Source organism: Duganella sp. LjRoot269 (assembly GCF_964254095.1).
GTDB lineage: Bacteria > Pseudomonadota > Gammaproteobacteria > Burkholderiales > Burkholderiaceae_D > Rugamonas > Rugamonas hordei.
Window position 1 is genome coordinate 4951463 of the sequence record NZ_CAXUSL020000001.1, and the last position, 15745, is coordinate 4967207.

The 15745-nt window shown below is 62.7% G+C and carries 10 protein-coding genes; 1 reads left to right on the forward strand and 9 read right to left on the reverse strand.

Annotation, left to right across the window (positions count from 1 at the left end; all coding sequences use genetic code 11):
• Window position 1: 1 nt before the first annotated feature.
• From ACSQ3S_RS22115 to ACSQ3S_RS22140, 6 genes are all read right to left on the reverse strand, one after another.
• The gene (locus ACSQ3S_RS22115) at window positions 2–2398 is read right to left on the reverse strand and encodes an efflux RND transporter permease subunit (protein ID WP_436143792.1); all 2397 of its coding nucleotides are present in this window, start codon (window positions 2396–2398) and stop codon (window positions 2–4) included.
• Between the two features lie 5 nt (window positions 2399–2403).
• A complete protein-coding gene (locus ACSQ3S_RS22120) occupies window positions 2404–4056 on the reverse strand; it encodes a DUF1302 domain-containing protein (protein WP_436143793.1) in 1653 nt (550 codons plus the stop codon).
• A 48-nt stretch (window positions 4057–4104) separates the two neighbouring features.
• Entirely contained in the window at window positions 4105–5472 is a 1368-nt protein-coding gene (locus ACSQ3S_RS22125; protein WP_413449566.1) for a DUF1329 domain-containing protein, read from the reverse strand.
• An 86-nt stretch (window positions 5473–5558) separates the two neighbouring features.
• Window positions 5559–6197: a cytochrome b gene (locus ACSQ3S_RS22130; protein ID WP_436145065.1), complete on the reverse strand. Its 639-nt coding sequence runs from the start codon at window positions 6195–6197 to the stop codon at window positions 5559–5561.
• A 28-nt stretch (window positions 6198–6225) separates the two neighbouring features.
• Window positions 6226–7677 (reverse strand): aldehyde dehydrogenase family protein, encoded by a 1452-nt coding sequence (locus ACSQ3S_RS22135; protein WP_353403103.1) that lies wholly within the window; start codon window positions 7675–7677, stop codon window positions 6226–6228.
• 16 nt (window positions 7678–7693) lie between these two features.
• Window positions 7694–9040 carry an aspartate aminotransferase family protein gene (locus tag ACSQ3S_RS22140; RefSeq protein ID WP_436143794.1) on the reverse strand — a complete coding sequence of 449 codons (1347 nt, stop codon included), beginning with the start codon at window positions 9038–9040 and terminating at the stop codon, window positions 7694–7696.
• A 248-nt stretch (window positions 9041–9288) separates the two neighbouring features.
• Here ACSQ3S_RS22140 and ACSQ3S_RS22145 point away from each other — a divergent pair, with 248 nt between their 5' ends.
• Window positions 9289–10086 carry an IclR family transcriptional regulator gene (locus tag ACSQ3S_RS22145; RefSeq protein ID WP_353403101.1) on the forward strand — a complete coding sequence of 266 codons (798 nt, stop codon included), beginning with the start codon at window positions 9289–9291 and terminating at the stop codon, window positions 10084–10086.
• Between the two features lie 59 nt (window positions 10087–10145).
• On the opposite strand, the gene ACSQ3S_RS22150 is transcribed toward ACSQ3S_RS22145, so the two are convergent.
• The 3 genes from ACSQ3S_RS22150 to ACSQ3S_RS22160 all read right to left on the reverse strand — a co-directional run bounded on the left by ACSQ3S_RS22150 (window position 10146) and on the right by ACSQ3S_RS22160 (window position 15630).
• Complete coding sequence (locus ACSQ3S_RS22150) at window positions 10146–11348, reverse strand: helix-turn-helix domain-containing protein (protein WP_436143795.1); 1203 nt, start codon at window positions 11346–11348, stop codon at window positions 10146–10148.
• Window positions 11349–11578: 230 nt separating this feature from the next.
• Window positions 11579–13984: a dockerin gene (locus ACSQ3S_RS22155; protein WP_436143796.1), complete on the reverse strand. Its 2406-nt coding sequence runs from the start codon at window positions 13982–13984 to the stop codon at window positions 11579–11581.
• A 119-nt stretch (window positions 13985–14103) separates the two neighbouring features.
• Window positions 14104–15630 carry a tryptophan halogenase family protein gene (locus tag ACSQ3S_RS22160; protein ID WP_436143797.1) on the reverse strand — a complete coding sequence of 509 codons (1527 nt, stop codon included), beginning with the start codon at window positions 15628–15630 and terminating at the stop codon, window positions 14104–14106.
• Between the last annotated feature and the right edge of the window lie 115 nt (window positions 15631–15745).

Consider the following 15745-nt stretch of genomic DNA (forward strand, 5'->3'; position numbering starts at 1 on the left):
CTTAATGAGTCAAGAGACCAGGAACGCGCGGCGGCGACCGGCGCGGGAACAGACGATCGAGCCAGACGGCCAGCGCGGGCAATACCGTCATGGTCGTCAGCATATTGACCATGAACATGAACGCAAGCAGCTTGCCCATGTCCGCCTGGAACTTCAGCGCCGAGAAGGACCAGGTCGCCACCCCGATGGCAAGCGTGACCGCGGTGAAGATCGTCGCGACACCGACTTCCAGCAACGAGTTTTCGAGCGCCTTGGTGATCGTCTGACCGCCGGCCAGATGCAACTGCAGGCGGTTGTAGATATAGAACGCGTAATCGACACCGATGCCCACCGCCAGCACCATGACCGGCAGCGTGGCCACGGTCAGGCCGATTTGCAGTTCCTTCATGAACCAATAGCCGATAAAGGTCCCGATGGTCAGCGGTACGCAGCAGGACACCACCGCCCGCAGGTCGCGATACACCACGAACACCAGAATAATGATCGCGGCATAGACGTATAGCATCATCGGCAATTCGCTACGCTCCAGCTCGTCGTTCACGGCGGCCAGCACGCCGGCGTTCCCGGCCGCGAGGCGGATGGTCGCGATGTTCGTCGGATGCGTGTCGCGGAAGGCCTTTACCTGTGCGATCACCCGGTTGATGGTTGCCGCCTTGTGGTCGGTGAGGTACAGGTGCACCGCCGTCATGCTGCAATCCTTGCGCATCGCGCCGCGCACCCTGGCGACCTCGGTGGACAAGGCCGCGTAGTTCGCGGCGTCGATGGGCACCACGTTCATCTTGGGGTTGCCCTCGTTGTAGCCTTCGTTGTATTGGCGCAGCTTGCCGGAGTACGACTCCACGGACAGAACGCCCGCGACCGGCTGCATCGCCCAGGAGAACTGATCCTGGAACACCCCCAGCGCCACGTTGTCGCACGTATGCACCGGCGCTTCAAAGACCACGGTCAGCCAATCCAGTCCCGTGTCGTAATTCGACGCGACGGACCAGGCGTCGCGGTTGTAGCGGGCGTCCGCGCGCAATTCGGGCGCGCCGGCCTGCAGGGTGCCGACCACGCGGTCGCGGCTTTGCCACACCGCGCATCCAAGCACCACGGCCGCCACCATCAAGGTCACCAGGGCATTCCGAGGTATGGCGATGCGTGCGAGGAACCTCAGCCACTTGGCGCGGTCATCGCGCCGGCGTATCGTTCCGGCAGCAAACATCGCGTTGAAACGAATGTACGAAGCGGCCAGCGGCAACATCAGCAGGTTCGTGACGATCTTGTAGGCGACGCCGAACGACGCCGCGATCGCCAGTTCGCGCACCATCGGAATAGGTATCAGCAACAGCGTGACAAACGAGACCAGCGCGGTCGCCAGCGCGAGCGTGCCTGGAATCAGCAAGCCGGTGAAACTGTCCCGGCATGCGTCCAACACCGTGCGGCCTTGCGATATCCTGCGGACAATGAAATTAATCTGCTGTACGCCGTGCGACACACCGATGGCGAATACCAGGAACGGCACCAGCACCGCGAGCGGGTCCAGTCCGAATCCCAGCAACTTCAAGGTGCCGAATTGCCATACCAGCGAAGTCAGCGAACAAGCGATAGGCAGCAACGTAAGCTTGACGGAGTGGCAGTACCAATACACCGCCAGCGCGGTCAGCAGCAGCGCGATGGCGCAAAATCCCAGCACCGAGGAAGCGCCGTCGGCGATCTCGCCGATCTGCTTGGCGAAGCCGATGATCTGGATTTCATAATTCGCATCTTCGAACTTGCGGCGGATGCTGTCCTCCATTTGCCGGTTGTAGGCGACATAGTCCAGCTTCTGGCCGTTGGCGTCGAACTCGATCAGCTCCGCCGTGATCATCGCGCTGCTGCCGTCGCGCGCCACCAGCGTGCCGACAAATCCACCCTGGATCGCCGATTGCCGTATCTTGGCGATAATCGCGGGATCAAGGCGTTCCGGCGTGATCGTGCCGTCGATCAGCGGATCGGCGCGAAAGCCCTCCTCCGTGATCTCGTTGACGAAACTGTTCGGCGTCCACAGCGATTGGACACCCAGCCGCTCTATATTCGGAAGAAACGAAACCGCCTGCGTCACCTCGTAGAGCCTGGTCAGCGCGGCGGGTGTCCAGATAGTCCCCTTGCGCGCCTTGACGACCACCGTCAACCGGTTGGCGCCCAGGACATCGGCCCGATATTGCTGGAACGTCTGGACGTACTCATGACCAATCGGCAATTGCTTTTCAAAGCCGGCATCCATATGGAGCTGCATGCCAAACCAGGCCATCAGGACGGTCAGCGCGAGCAGGCCGGCCAGGATCGGCAGGCGATGGCTGAAGACAGAGGTCTCCAGCCGCCGCACAGCGCGTATCAGCCATCCCTCCTTGCCGGATATTTCGTGATCAATACGCATGGTAGTTAGAAGTTCCTGGACACGGTGATGCCGACGAAGCTACGGTCGCGATACGGCTGATCGAAGACGGTGGAGCCGCCCCAGAACTTCGAATAGTTAATCGCCGCCTGCCAGCTGGCCGGATTCTTGATGAACGAGACGGTGAGATTGGCCGATTTCGCCCCTTCCATGAAAGTGCCCGCGCTGTTCGGCGTACGGCCCTTCAAGGCCTGGAAGTAGTACACCTCCGGCACCACCTGCCAGCCTGGAACGAGGGTCCCGTCGTACACCCAGCTGAAGTCGAAATTCCAGCCGTAGGAGGCCTTGGTGCCCACCGGCCTGGGTGTCCCGAGCGGATTGGTCTCCTGCCCCCAGCCCCATCCACCGGCCGATATCGGATCGCCGGCGTACGTCTGTTTCAAGCCGGGATAGTAGATCCCCACCGCCTCGACCATCAGCGTGGCGGTGTCGGCTTTGAGGAAGTCGAGCAAGCCCTTGGCGTTGCTCGGTGTCGCCGAATACAAGCCCGTGAGGGCGGCCTGCGCCTTATGATTATCGACCCAGCAATTGCCGTTCTGCGATGCGCATCCGCTGACAGCGGAATTCAAGGCCACGGCGTCCCGGGGACGGTATGACAATTCCGAACCGATCGCCCAATCGCCCAGCGGGAAATTCAAGCTGGCGCCAAAGAGCTTGCGGTCTTCAGGAAAAGTCCATCCCACCACGCCCGTGTCGTGGGTATTGAAACTGAAGGCCGGTGCCTTGTCGTGATAATTCATCGCGTACAGGCCGAGATTCATCTGGGTTCCCGCCGGCTGGTAACGCAGCGAGGCGCCCCACTGTCCGCCGTTGCGCGCCTTGGTGGTGGTCAGTCCATAGGCGGAATCGCCCTTTCCCAGGCCATTGACGTCCGACCAGTAGCTGCCGGTCGGAGGGAAATAACTTTCATTCCATTTGGCCTGGACGTAGGCCTCGAAATTGAAGCCATGCCCCAGGCCGGTGGCGAAACTGGCCATGGGCGCGGGCAAGATCGCTTCCTTCAATTGCGTGCCGGGCTGGGACAGCTTCATGATGTCGACCGCGTTGGTGCTATTGATCCCGCCCGACAGGAACAGGTTTTCACCCCAGCTGATGACCTGGTTGCCGACACGAACGCGCGCCCGCTGATCGCCCAGGTCGAAGGATTTGCTGACCCAGAAATCAAGCAGGCGCGCCTTGAAGCGCAGATCGTCGCGCGCAGCGTCCGAGAGTCCGTTGGAGACCGCGGGCTGACCCGGGTCCGCCGCGCTGGTATATCCGGTGGTGTGGGTCGAGGAAATATCCTTCGTCCAGAGCACACGCGTCATAAAGGTCACGTCCTCGGCCGGCATCTTGAGCAATACCTCATGGGTGCCCTTCAGGAAGGTGGTGAAGCGGTCCCCTTTGGCGTAGTTCAGGTCTCCCTGGTCACCCAGCGCGGAGGTGGGCGCCAGGCAGCCCGCCGGCGCTCCCGCTCCCGTGGCGCCGCTGAGTATCAGGCCGCACGAGGGGTTGCCGGCCCTCACCCCGGTCCCGATGGACACCGTCGAATCGATGCTGCCGGTGATCGCTTCCGTGCCGAAGGTGGTGGCGTTCGCCGCATCGGCGTACATGGCCAGGGCGGCGATCGTGCAGAACAGCGGCGGATTTATTTTTTTCATGATTTTTTCCCTAAAAGGACAGTTTGGTACGCACCGAGGAAATGTCCGTTAGCGCTCGCTGATGGCGCGGAGGTTTTCCGATGTATAGAATCCCGCCTTGTAGCGGGGACCATTCGGCTCGGTCACCCACTGCACGTCCTGTCCTGCGCCGACTGAAGAGATATCGAAGACGTAGCGGCCTTCCGTGAGGTTGTGCTGCACAAAAGCCATCACGTCGCAGCTGCCGGTCTCGTAGACGGGGATCTGGAAACCCTCGCGGGCCTTGGACAGCTTCCCTTGGCCGTCATAGTCATCGGCAAGCAGCGCCGCCCAGCTGTCCTCATCCAGGTAGAAAGTTCGTTTCGGCGCCGAGTGGCGCATGCCGGCCTTGACCGTCGCCTCGACCACCCACACCCGGTGCAGCTCATAGCGCCGGTGGCCCGGCTCGATGAAATCGCGCTGTGCGACATCCTCGAACTTCGCGCGGAAATCGTAGGCGCCGAACGCGCTATACGGCACGTATACTTCCTTCTTGCCGACCAGTTTCCAGTCGAAGCGGTCCAGCGCGCCGTTGAACACCTGGGGCTCGTCCAGGGTGTACTGGTTTTCAAACCCGATCTGCGGCGCGTCATGTGAATACGACGGCATGCGTCGAACCCGGCGCTGCCCCGGGAAGTAGTAGAACGTCTCGTTCTCCGCTTGATTCAGGTACTGGGTAATGGCCAGCGACTGCCCGGCCAGCGCGGTCGGCGTGTTATAGGCGAAGTAGACATAAAACTCCACCGGCGGCAGGGTCGAGAGCAGGGTCGATCCCTTGACTCCGGAAGGCAGGAACACGGTCTGGTCCGAACCGGCCTTGATCCACTCGTCGGATCCGCGCCGCGGCGAGGCCGCCGTGGTGAGATTCTTGTAATTGATGCCGACGCCGCGGTAGCGCATTTTCGAGTTCCACATCGCCTCGACGCCGCTGGAAGGAATCGGGAATGGATATCCCGGCACATAGGCTTCCTTCAGGCTCCATCCATCCGGGCCGAGTTTCGCGGTGCCGACGTTCTTCTTCGTGTTCGCGGCGACAAAATCCGGCACGCCGCATACGCGATGGGTCGGATAGACATCCATGCGGTAGCCCTTGATCTGCTTGAGCATAGCCAGCTGCCCCGCCGACAACTTGTCCGCATATTTATCCGCGTTGCTGGCGTCGATGGAGAACAACGCCTTTTCGCCCTTGTTCTTCCAGTACTCTTGCCGCGGCTTGCCCCAGCTCCAGCCGGGCAAGGCCGGCTCCGCGCCCTGCCAGGCGGGTATCGTGCCGTCCTTGTTCCCCGCTTTTTCAGCGCCGGAAGGGGTGAGTGTCTTATCCAGCATGGAGGCGTCGGCTGCGGTCGATGGGCGCGCCGCCATCAGAGCGATGGAAGCACACGCGGCCATCAAACTCATCTTGAAACCAGCATGCGAGGTAGGTCGGTAAATCATCTGAAATCTCCTTAAATTCATTAGCTTGCGACATACAAAGGGGGCTGCCGCTAATCCAGTTTCGGGTGCGTCCCTGCGCCCGGCAGCATGCGGGTCAAGGTGTCGTCCCGCCGCGCAAAATGATGGAACAACGCTGCGGATGCGTGCAATGCGACGACTACCCATGCGACCCAATGCCCCAGGAAACGATGGACCGCTTCCATCGGCGTTTCAACGTCCTTCCAGGACAGCGCGAATTCGGCCGCTATCCAGTGATACAGGGAAGTGTCCTTGAACGCCGGCACAACAAAGACGCCAAAATTCGTCGGGTCGTTGGTATTCATGTATCCAGTCACCGGCATCATGATCATGAGAAGGTAGAGGCCCCAGTGGGCGAGGCGCGCCATTTGGTGTTCCATCCGCGATCCGGGCACCGGATCCGGCGCCGGGCTCCATATCCTCCACAGCAGCCGTGGAACGACCAAGACCCCGACCGCAATACCCAGCACCCAATGAAGGTTGAGCAGCGGGATCACCAACGTGTCATCCGTTTGCATGCCGAACAGCGGTGGCTTGATGCTCGTTTCCGGGTCGATAAACCAGATCACGTAGTACACAATCACGTAGGCTGCGATGAACGCGATGGCCATCGACCAATGGAAGGTCTTGGCGACAGTGCCGAAGCGCTCACGAGTATTTTTCAAGATCATCAAACCACCTCCATAAGACGTATGCGGATCAAGGCAGCAGCACCGTGATCACTTTCTCTTCCGTGTACGACAGCACGCCCGTCAGGCCGCACTCGCGTCCGATGCCGCTGGTCTTCACGCCGCCCCACGGCAGGTTCGGATCGAGGGGACTCCAGCAGTTCACCCCGACCGCCCCCACCTTGACCGCGTGCGCCACCTTGTGGGCGCGCGCCAGATTCGTGGTCCAGACGGTCGCCGCGAGGCCGTAGCTCGAATCGTTGGCGATGGCGATCGCTTCCTCTTCGGTATCGAACTCGATCACGGTGCCGACCGGTCCGAAAATCTCCTCGCGGGCGATGCTCATCTGATTGCCGGCATTGCCGAAGATGGTCGGGCGGACAAACCATCCGCGTTCGTGCACGGATACGCCGCCCGCCAATACCGTCGCGCCCTCGTCTATGCCCTGCTGGATGTAGCGGTTGACGCGTTCGAACTGCCCTTTCTTGGCCACCGGCCCCATCGTCACACCCGGCTGCGCGGGATCGCCCACCCGCACCTGGGACGCGGCCTGTACCAGGGCTTCGGTAAAGCGCTTGGCGACGCCGCGCTGAACCAGGATGCGCGTTCCCGCCGCGCACACCTGGCCCTGGTTGACAAACAGGCCCAACGCGCAGCCACGCACGGCATCGTCGATCGACGCGTCATCAAACACGATCTGCGCGCTCTTGCCGCCGAGCTCCAGGGTGACGCGCTTGAACATCGAACCGGCCACGCGCTGGATCTCCCGCCCGACGTCGGGACTGCCGGTGAAGGTGATCTTGTCGACGTCGGGGTGCTCGCACAGCGCCCTGCCGACCACCGCGCCCGATCCCGTCACCACGTTCACCACGCCGTCCGGGAAGCCGGCCTCCTTGCACAAGGCGGCCAGGTGCAGGGCCGACAGCGGGGTCTCCTCCGACGGCTTGATCACCACGGTGCATCCGGCGGCCAGCAGCGAGGCGAGCTTCCAGCTGGTGATCATCAACGGCGCGTTCCAGGGAACGATGGCGCCGACCACGCCGACCGGCTCAAGCCGGGTATAGGAGAGCGTCTTCACGCCCATATAGCCGCCGGTGGGGATCGTGCGTCCCTCGAGCTTGTCGGCCCAGCCGGCCGCCGCGCGCAGCGTGCCGACGGCATTGGGCACGTCCATCATCTGCGGCTCCATCGGCGAGCGGCCGATGCATTGGGCATCCATGTCGCCCAATAATTTGCCATCGCGTTCGACCAGGTCGGCCAGGCGATTCATCAGCTTGCCGCGCGCGGCGGCGGGCAACTGGCTCCACGCCCCGCCGTCGAGTTGCGCACGCGCAGCCGCGACGGCGCGGTCCACGTCCTCCCTGGTGCCGCTTGCGGCCGTTGCAAAAGCCTGTTCGGTGACGGGGCTGACGAGATTCATCGTCGCCCGGTCGGAGGCATCGACGGACTGGCCGTCGATGAAATGCTTGAGGTTTAACGTCATGAGAACTCCGAATGAATTATGTGCGGTTAAATGGCACTGTTTTAAAACCGGCCTCCAGCGCCTCGACGATGCGGTTCACGTCCTCGCGCTGGATCACCAGTGGCGGCGATAGAATGATTTGGCTGCCGACGGGGCGGACGATGACGCCGTGCTTGCGCACGGCTTCCGCGACGGCATAGGCGTATCCGGAGGTCGGGCTGACCGGCTCGCGGGTCTGCCTGTCATTGACCAGATCGATGGCCAGCATCAACCCCTTGCCGCGCACCTCTCCGATAGCCTCGAATCGGCCGACGAAGGATTGCAGCGCCGTCAGCAGGTAGCCTCCTTGTTTTGCCGCGTTGCCCGGCAATTCTTCCTCGATCACGATTTTCAGGCTCGCGAGCGCGGCGGCGCAGCCGACGGGATGGCCGGAATACGTGTAGCCGTGCATGATGGCGCCGGAGGCGTCGGCGCTGTGGTCGAAGGCCTGCGCCACGCGCGCATTGAGCGCCGTCGCGCTCAGTGGGATATACCCTGACGTGATCCCCTTGGCGAAGCACATGATGTCGGGTTTCACGCCCCAACCGCGCGAGCCGAACAGATTGCCCGTACGGCCGAAACCGGTGACGACTTCATCAGCGATGAGCAAGACCCCATATTTGTCGCAAACGGCGCGCACCATTGGCCAGTAGTTCGCCGGCGGGACGATCACGCCGCCGGCGCCCTGGACCGGCTCCGCAATGAAGGCGGCCACCGTGGCAGGACCTTGGAACTCGATTTCGCGCTCAAGCAGCATGGCGCAGATGCGTCCCAGCTCTTCCGGGTCGGTGGTGAACGGATTGCGATACACCGAGGGATTTTCCACATGAAAGCAGCCGGGCATATTGGGCTCGTAGCTGCGCCGGAAGACCGCGTTCCCGTTGAGCGCGGCACTGGCAAAGTGACTGCCGTGATAGCCCTGCTTCAGCGCGATGAACTTGGTGCGTTCGGCCTGCCCCGCGATCTTCCAGTACTGGCGCGCCAGCTTGAGCGCCGTTTCCGTCGCGTCGGAACCGTTGGAGCCGTAGAAGACGCGTTGCATGCCCTCCTTCGCCAGCATGCGGACCAGTTCCGCCGAGAGTTCCTCCGCGCGGGGATGCGACACGCCATCGAAGAGCTGGAAGTACTCGAGTTCGTCCAGTTGCGCGGTGATCGCCGCTTTGACCTCCGGGCGGTTGTGCCCGACGTTCACATTCCACAACCCTGCGACCGCGTCGACGAATTCTCGGTTCGCATCGTCGAATACATGGCAGCCTTCGCCACGAACGATGCGCAGCGGTTCACGCTCCTTCATTGCGGCGGGATGCATCATCGGATGCCAAAAACGAGAATCCTGGTAGGCCATGCGAGACTCCTTGATTACAGGCTAGTGCTATTGAAGTGAGTCTAGGCCTTGGACGTTCCGAGCGTTATCCCAAATCAGCACATCGTGAAGTCGGCGCGTTGGGCGGTGTCAGAGGCGTGGACCGCAAAACAACACTTGTCGCAATCCCACAATTTGAAACTATAAATAAACAGCCCCCAGCCGAAGGGACTCCGGCGCAGTACAATAGCCAACATTACCCTCCCACCAACGCCTCGCCACCTTCCTATATGTCAAGTCTCACCCGGATGCTCTCCATACTTGGGTTGTTCTCGAAGGAACACACCGCACTGACCGCCGACACCATCGCGGACGAGCTGAAACTCACGCGCACGACGTGCTATCGCTATATCAAGGAATTAATGGAGGTAGGATTACTCGTTAGCAACATGGGGGCGTATGGGCTCGGGCCCCGCATCATCCAGCTGGACTATCAGATCCGGGAGACCGACCCGCTGCTGAATATCGGTCGCGACGTCCTGGCCGAACTGGTCGCCAGTACCGGCGGCATCGGCCTGCTTGCAACCATCTACGACAGCCAGATCATCAACATTCATCAGGAGGGCGACGACAGGGAGCTGGCCCTGACCTACAGCCGCGGAAAGGCCGTGCCCACCTTCCGCAGCGCGAGTTCCAAAGTCATCCTGGCCCACCTGAAGCAGGCGCGCCTGAAGCGAATTTGGAAAATGCATCAGCACGAAGCGGATGTCGGCGCCATCGGGCCCGACTGGGAAAGTTTCAAAGTACACATGCAGACAATCAAAGACCATGGGTATTGGGTGTCGCACGGCGAACTGGACTACGGCGTCGATGGCGTGGCAGCCCCGATCCTGTACCGCGACGGGACCGTCGCGGGCAGCATGACGCTCGTGTTCAGCCACGAGCGCTTCTGCCTCTACAACGAGGTGTTCCTGGGTCAACTTGTCATGGGCGCGGCGACGCGTGTCGGCGACATGCTTCCGGCAAACGTCGCCATGGACGCGCAGAGCGCAACGGCCAAGCCATCAGGCGGTTTGGATATGGAATGAAAAAAGGGCAGCCACATCGGCTGCCCTTCATCGATTGGTTCTGCAAAGAATGCGAATGCTCAGGCCGAAGCATCGACGGGGGAAGCCAGCGGGGGCGATGCGGGTGCTTGCTGCTTTGCAATGGAGCGGAAAGCTTTCGGCGTGCAGCCGTATTCTTCCTTGAACAGCTTATTGAAATACGACACGTTAGCGTAACCTACGGAATAGGCGATTTCCGCCACCGCTGCGCTGCTTGCCTCGGCCAATAACCGGGCGGACTCGGTCAGCCGGAGTTTATTCAGGTAACTGGTGAATGTCATGTCCAGTTCGGATTTCAGGACTTCGTTTACTTTATTGCGGTTGACGCCAGTTTCATTCATGACGCGTTCCAGATCCAATCCGGGGTCCGTGTAATTGGTCGCAATAAACCGCAATATGGACGCTTTTTCTTTGTCTTTATAAGGCTCCAGCGTCAACTGGCGATACGCCATCAAGGGCAGGTCCTTTTTCATTTTCGAATCCATGCTTGCCGTCAGCGCGCGCGTATGAGCCAGGAAAAACCAGATGGCAAAGATGGTCAGGCTGGACACGATGACAATCGCCAGCGCCACCAGATAACGGTAATCGCGTCCATGCAAAGTCAGCTCGCTGATTTCCAGGTAGGAGTCCCTGTTGCGGGGGCTGTTGCCACTGGTCCCGAACAGCATTTTTGCCACATGGTCCAGCTTGTAGGTCTGCTGCGACAATTCGAGTTTCATCGCCGCGAACCACCAGTCGGGCTGGGTGAAACGGTTCAGGTCCAGCGATACCGACACACCCTGTTCGGTGCAGGAAAAATAGGTGCCGGGCGAGCGGTAGGTCAGGAAATCGCCTGGCTTGGAGAATTTCTCGTCCAGGGTGGAAATCCCGAGGAACATCGAGTTGGCCGGCGCACATTTGGCCAGGAAGGTCACCGTTCCATACTTTGACCAATCCGCATGCGCCAGCTTCCCCTTGCCGTCATCAAACATGAGTTGGACGGACGCAAAGGGAAAATGGTCCTGGTTGGTCAACCGGAAGTCAAACCGCATGCGCTCGCGCGAGCCGTCATGCATGCGCACCGTCGAGGATCCGCCGGTGGCGACGTCGGTATAGGTGTCGTAGTGCCAGCGCGCGTCTTCGTTCTTTGCCGGCAGCAAGGACAGCGACAGATAACTTTGATACACCAGCATACACGCCACTAGCGCGTCGGCAATGACCAGAAAAATGAACGCGAGCAGCGCCTTCTTGTAGAATTCATGCATACGATACGGTCCCGAACTGTCTTCCCGCGCCGGCTATTTTGCCGGCTGCGATGCCGCATCATAACAGTTTCTTTCCCTCACCAGCCACACTCAGGGCATGGAATGTCAGACCTGACACCGGGTTTCGGACACCTTGAAAAAAACGGAGGCGCGGGGCCTCCGTTGCCGGCAACCGCGCGCCATGCGCAAGCCGGTTGCCGCGCGCGGCGCCGACTTGGCAGCAGGCGAAATTAATTGGTGTAGATCAGACCGCGGCCGGTGCCGGAGAAGTAGATCCTGCCGTAGATGTTCTGGTCCGCCGCCAGCACGCCGATGCCGCCGTACTGATGCGCATCGTCGTTGAAGCGGGTCCAGTTGGCGCCGCCGTCATCGGAGCGGTAGATGCCCCACACGCCGTTCATGGCCCCCACCACGTAGACCGCGGCCGAGTACGCAGCGCCGGAGGCCGCCTTGCCAAGGGACACGATGCTGGCGCCCTGCGCGCCGTTGGCGCTGGCAAAACCGTTGAGCTTGGTCCAGTTCGCGCCCGCGTCCAGCGAGTGGTACACGGTGTTGCCGTCGGCCAACCAGAGGTCGCCTTCGGCGTTGGGGTTGACCGCCATCGAAGTGCTGCCCCAGGCGTTGGGCGCCAGGCCCGCCGCCACCGAGCCCTGGCTCAGCGCAAAGGTATGGCCGCCATCGGTCGAGACGTAGACCTTGCCCGCCGTGGCCCAGGCCGCGCCGCCCGAATCGTAGGCATAGACCTTGTTCGGATTCTTGCGGTCGGCGGCCAGGCGATAGCCGCGGTCCCAGCCCTGCCCCACCACGGCAAGCGCCGGCAGGTTGGTCGCGGTCCAGCTCGCGCCGCTATTGGTGGTGTAGGACGGCACCGAGTTGGCCGGCGCCCAGACCACGTTGTTGCGCGACGGAACCGCCAGGTTCCCGGCGTTGCTGGTATTGGCCTGCGCGCCGGCAGGCAGGGTCGCGAAGTTCGACCAGGTCTTGCCGCCGTCGCCGGACCAGAAGCCGAAGCCGCCCGCGCCGGACCAGTTGGCTACGCCCGCGCCGGCGATATACAGCGGATCGTTCCATGCCATGTCGGCGGCGTTGCCGTTGCTCCAGTTGCTGGTGGGCCCCATGCCGGGCTTGGTGCCGAGGTCGGTCTCGACCCAGGTGCCGATGTCGCCCGCACTGTTGATGAACTTGTAGGGTGCGCCGGCCGGCCCCACCGCCAGGGCCAGGGTCGCGGTTTCCTCGATATTGGCGACCGCGCCGCTCCAGCTTGGCGTGGCCGCCGAGGCGTTCCTGGTCTCGACGATGCCGCCGCCGTGCACGTGCAGGATGTGGTCGCGGTTGAACGGATCGATCTCGACATCGTCAACCCAGCCGGAGGCGGTTTCGCCCGGCATGGTGGCTTCGATTTCGCGCCAGGTCTGGCCGCCGTCGTCGGACAGCTGCACGATCTGCTGGCCGCTCCAGCTGCCCCAGGAATTGCTCACGCCCAGCGCGATACGGGTGGTCGCGCCGCTGCCGTAGACCGACACGCCGCCGAGGCCGAAGTTGGTACCGTTGAGCGGATCCTCGCTCTTCAGCAGGGTCCAGTTGCTGCCGTCGAACTTGTAGAAGCGGCCGGGACCGCCGGCGCCCGGCCCGGCATCCTTGGTGAACACGACGTAGAACATGCCGTCCGCGGCGCGCACCATGTGCGGGATGTGGTAGCCGGACACCGGCGTCGGCACTGGCGTCCAGCTGGCGCCGCCGTTGCCGGACTTGTACAGGCTGGAGCTCAGTCCCGCCGCGCCGGCATAGTCCGGCGCGATGGCGGCGTAGATGGTCTGGGTAGCGCTGCCGCTGCCCCTGGTCCCGGTGTCGTACAGCACCAGGTCGATCCCCATCCCGCCGCCCGCGGCGCTGATCTGATCCGGGCTCAGTTTGAGCGGGGACAGCGAACTGACCTGGCTCCAGCTCTGGCCCGCATCCCCGCTCTTCCACAAGCCGGCAGTGCGCGAGCCGTAGAACAGGATGGACGGCTTGTTCGGATCGACCATCAGGCGTTCGCCCATGGCCCGGCCGGGGTTGTTGCCGCCCATCGCGAACGGCACGTCGACGTGGGTCCAGTGGTCGCCGCGGTCGCTGGAGATATAGAGGCGGCCGTTGCCCTCGAACGTGTACATGCCGGTCATCATGTAGACCAGCTGGTCGTTGTTCGGATCGAGGGCGATGCTTTCGATGCCGTGGAAGCGGCTCTCGGCCGCGCCGAAACCCAAGCCGTCGGTGACCGGCGTCCAGGCCGAGGCGGCCTGGTCCCAGCGGTAGGCGCCGCCGATATCGGTCCGTGCGTACAGCACATTCGCGGAGGTCGGATGGAAGATCAGGCCGGAGACATAGCCGCCACCGCCCCACTTCACGCTTTTCCAGCTGGCGGCCGCCGTTGGCGCCGGCGTCGGCGTTGGCGTTGGCGTTGGCGTCGGCGTCGGGGTTGGCGTGGGCGCAGGTGCCGGCGTGGGTGTCGGGGATGGGGCCGGCGCCGGCGCCGGTCCGCCGCCACCACCGCCGCCACCGCCGCCACCGCAGCTTGCCAGCAGCACCATGGCCGACAGACCGGCCAGCCGGCGAATCCGAGCGCTCAGCTCAGGCGATTGATGACGGACACGCATTTACACCTCACACAATGGATGGATAGTGCCCGCAGCATACGTACGCCGGGCGGGCCTCACAATTACTAAAATGGGCAAATACGGAAATGAAATCTGCCACGACGCCGCATCAGCACGGCCTATGCGGCGGTCTGCCGGACCGGAGCGGCCGCCACGTGCTTGTGCACGAACTGCGCGTGGTCCGGCATGCCGTCCACCGCGCGCGCGATCGCATTGCGCAGATTCCAGAAGTGGGCCTGCACCTGGCGCAGATCCTGCAGCTCCGCCAGCGGATCGTGCGCCTTGGGCTGCACGCCGAGCCCGGTCAGGATCGCCAGATGGGACTGTTCACGGAAACCCTGCTGGTCGTAAATCATGACATGGCCGGTTTCGCGGAACAGTTCGATCTGATGCCGCAGCGTGTCCGGAATCGGCATGTTGGCGCAATAGCGCCAGAACTCGGAGTCGCTGCGGTCGGTGATCTTGTAGTGCAGGATGATGAAGTCGCGCACGTACGCGTAGCGCTCCGACACCAGGCGGTTGAATTCGTTCGCCAGCTCGGGACGGAAGCTGCGGTCCGGGAAGAACTGCACCAGCCAGCCCACCGCGTTTTCGATGATGTTGATGCTGGTCGACTCGAGCGGCTCCAGGAAACCGCCCGACAGCCCGACCGCAACGCAGTTCTTGATCCAGGACTTGCGGCGGCGCCCGGCGGTAAAGCGCAGCTGGCGCGGCTCGCCCAGCGCTTCGCCGTCCAGATTGTCGAGCAGCAGCCGCCCCGCTTGCGCATCGGAAGTGAAGCCGTCGCAGTACACGTAGCCGTTGCCGGTGCGGTGCTGCAGCGGGATGCGCCAGGTCCACCCTGCCGGGCGCGCGGTCGAGATGGTGTACGGCGTGATCTGCTCGCCCTTGGCGCACGGCACCGCCTGCGCGCTGTTACAGGGCAGCATGGCGCTCCAGTCGTCGTAGCCGGCCTGGTACACGCCCTCGATCAGCAGGCCGCGGAAGCCCGAGCAATCGATGAACAGCTCGCCCTCGATGCGCTGGCCGTCGCGCAGCTTGACGGCGGTGATGAAGCCCGTTTCGGGATGCTGTTCCACCTCGGTGATCATGCCTTCCACGCGCTGCACGCCGCGCTGCGTGGCGTACTCGCGCAGATAGGCCGCGTACAGCCCGGCGTCGAAATGGTAGCCGTAGGAATAGGCCGGCCCGGCGCCCGGCACCAGCTCGAACGGCGGCGCAAAGCGCTGCCGGCGCGCCATCATCGCCGTGATCGACCATTCCTCGAACGGCGGCATGTCCTTGAATTCGCGCGCCAGCCGCATCCAGTGCAGATAGGGCGAACGGCCCTGGACCGGCGGACCGTAGTCGCTGAAGCCGTGGAAGAAGCGCTTGCCAACCTGGCCCCAGTCCTTGAACTCGATGCCAAGCTTGAAGGTCGCCTGCGTCTTGCGGATGAAGTCCGTCTCGTCGATGCCGAGCGAGCGGTTGAAATACGGCAGCGTCGGCAATGTCGCTTCGCCCACGCCCACCGTGCCGATTTCCGGCGACTCCACCAGCGTGATCTGGCACGATGCTCCCAGCACACGCGCCAGTCCCGCAGCGCTCATCCAGCCGGCGGTGCCGCCGCCGACGATGACAATTTTACCAATCGCTTGCTCGTTCATCTCAGCTACTCCTTGCTCAATAAGTCACGTCATAGGTCGGGTCGTCGCTCCAGTTGTTCCTTGGCGAACAAAGAAAAAGCCTCCCGCGGCCGTGCCGGGCCGCAAGAGGCTGATG

Bases quoted from the DNA above. Each gene is read 5' to 3' on its own strand.
- ACSQ3S_RS22115 (WP_436143792.1), bottom strand. From the start codon at position 2,398: ATGCGTATTGATCACGAAATATCCGGCAAGGAGGGATGGCTGATACGC.
- ACSQ3S_RS22120 (WP_436143793.1), bottom strand. From the start codon at position 4,056: ATGAAAAAAATAAATCCGCCGCTGTTCTGCACGATCGCCGCCCTGGCC.
- ACSQ3S_RS22125 (WP_413449566.1), bottom strand. From the start codon at position 5,472: ATGAGTTTGATGGCCGCGTGTGCTTCCATCGCTCTGATGGCGGCGCGC.
- ACSQ3S_RS22130 (WP_436145065.1), bottom strand. From the start codon at position 6,197: ATGATCTTGAAAAATACTCGTGAGCGCTTCGGCACTGTCGCCAAGACC.
- ACSQ3S_RS22135 (WP_353403103.1), bottom strand. From the start codon at position 7,677: ATGACGTTAAACCTCAAGCATTTCATCGACGGCCAGTCCGTCGATGCC.
- ACSQ3S_RS22140 (WP_436143794.1), bottom strand. From the start codon at position 9,040: ATGGCCTACCAGGATTCTCGTTTTTGGCATCCGATGATGCATCCCGCC.
- ACSQ3S_RS22145 (WP_353403101.1), top strand. From the start codon at position 9,289: ATGTCAAGTCTCACCCGGATGCTCTCCATACTTGGGTTGTTCTCGAAG.
- ACSQ3S_RS22150 (WP_436143795.1), bottom strand. From the start codon at position 11,348: ATGCATGAATTCTACAAGAAGGCGCTGCTCGCGTTCATTTTTCTGGTC.
- ACSQ3S_RS22155 (WP_436143796.1), bottom strand. From the start codon at position 13,984: ATGCGTGTCCGTCATCAATCGCCTGAGCTGAGCGCTCGGATTCGCCGG.
- ACSQ3S_RS22160 (WP_436143797.1), bottom strand. From the start codon at position 15,630: ATGAACGAGCAAGCGATTGGTAAAATTGTCATCGTCGGCGGCGGCACC.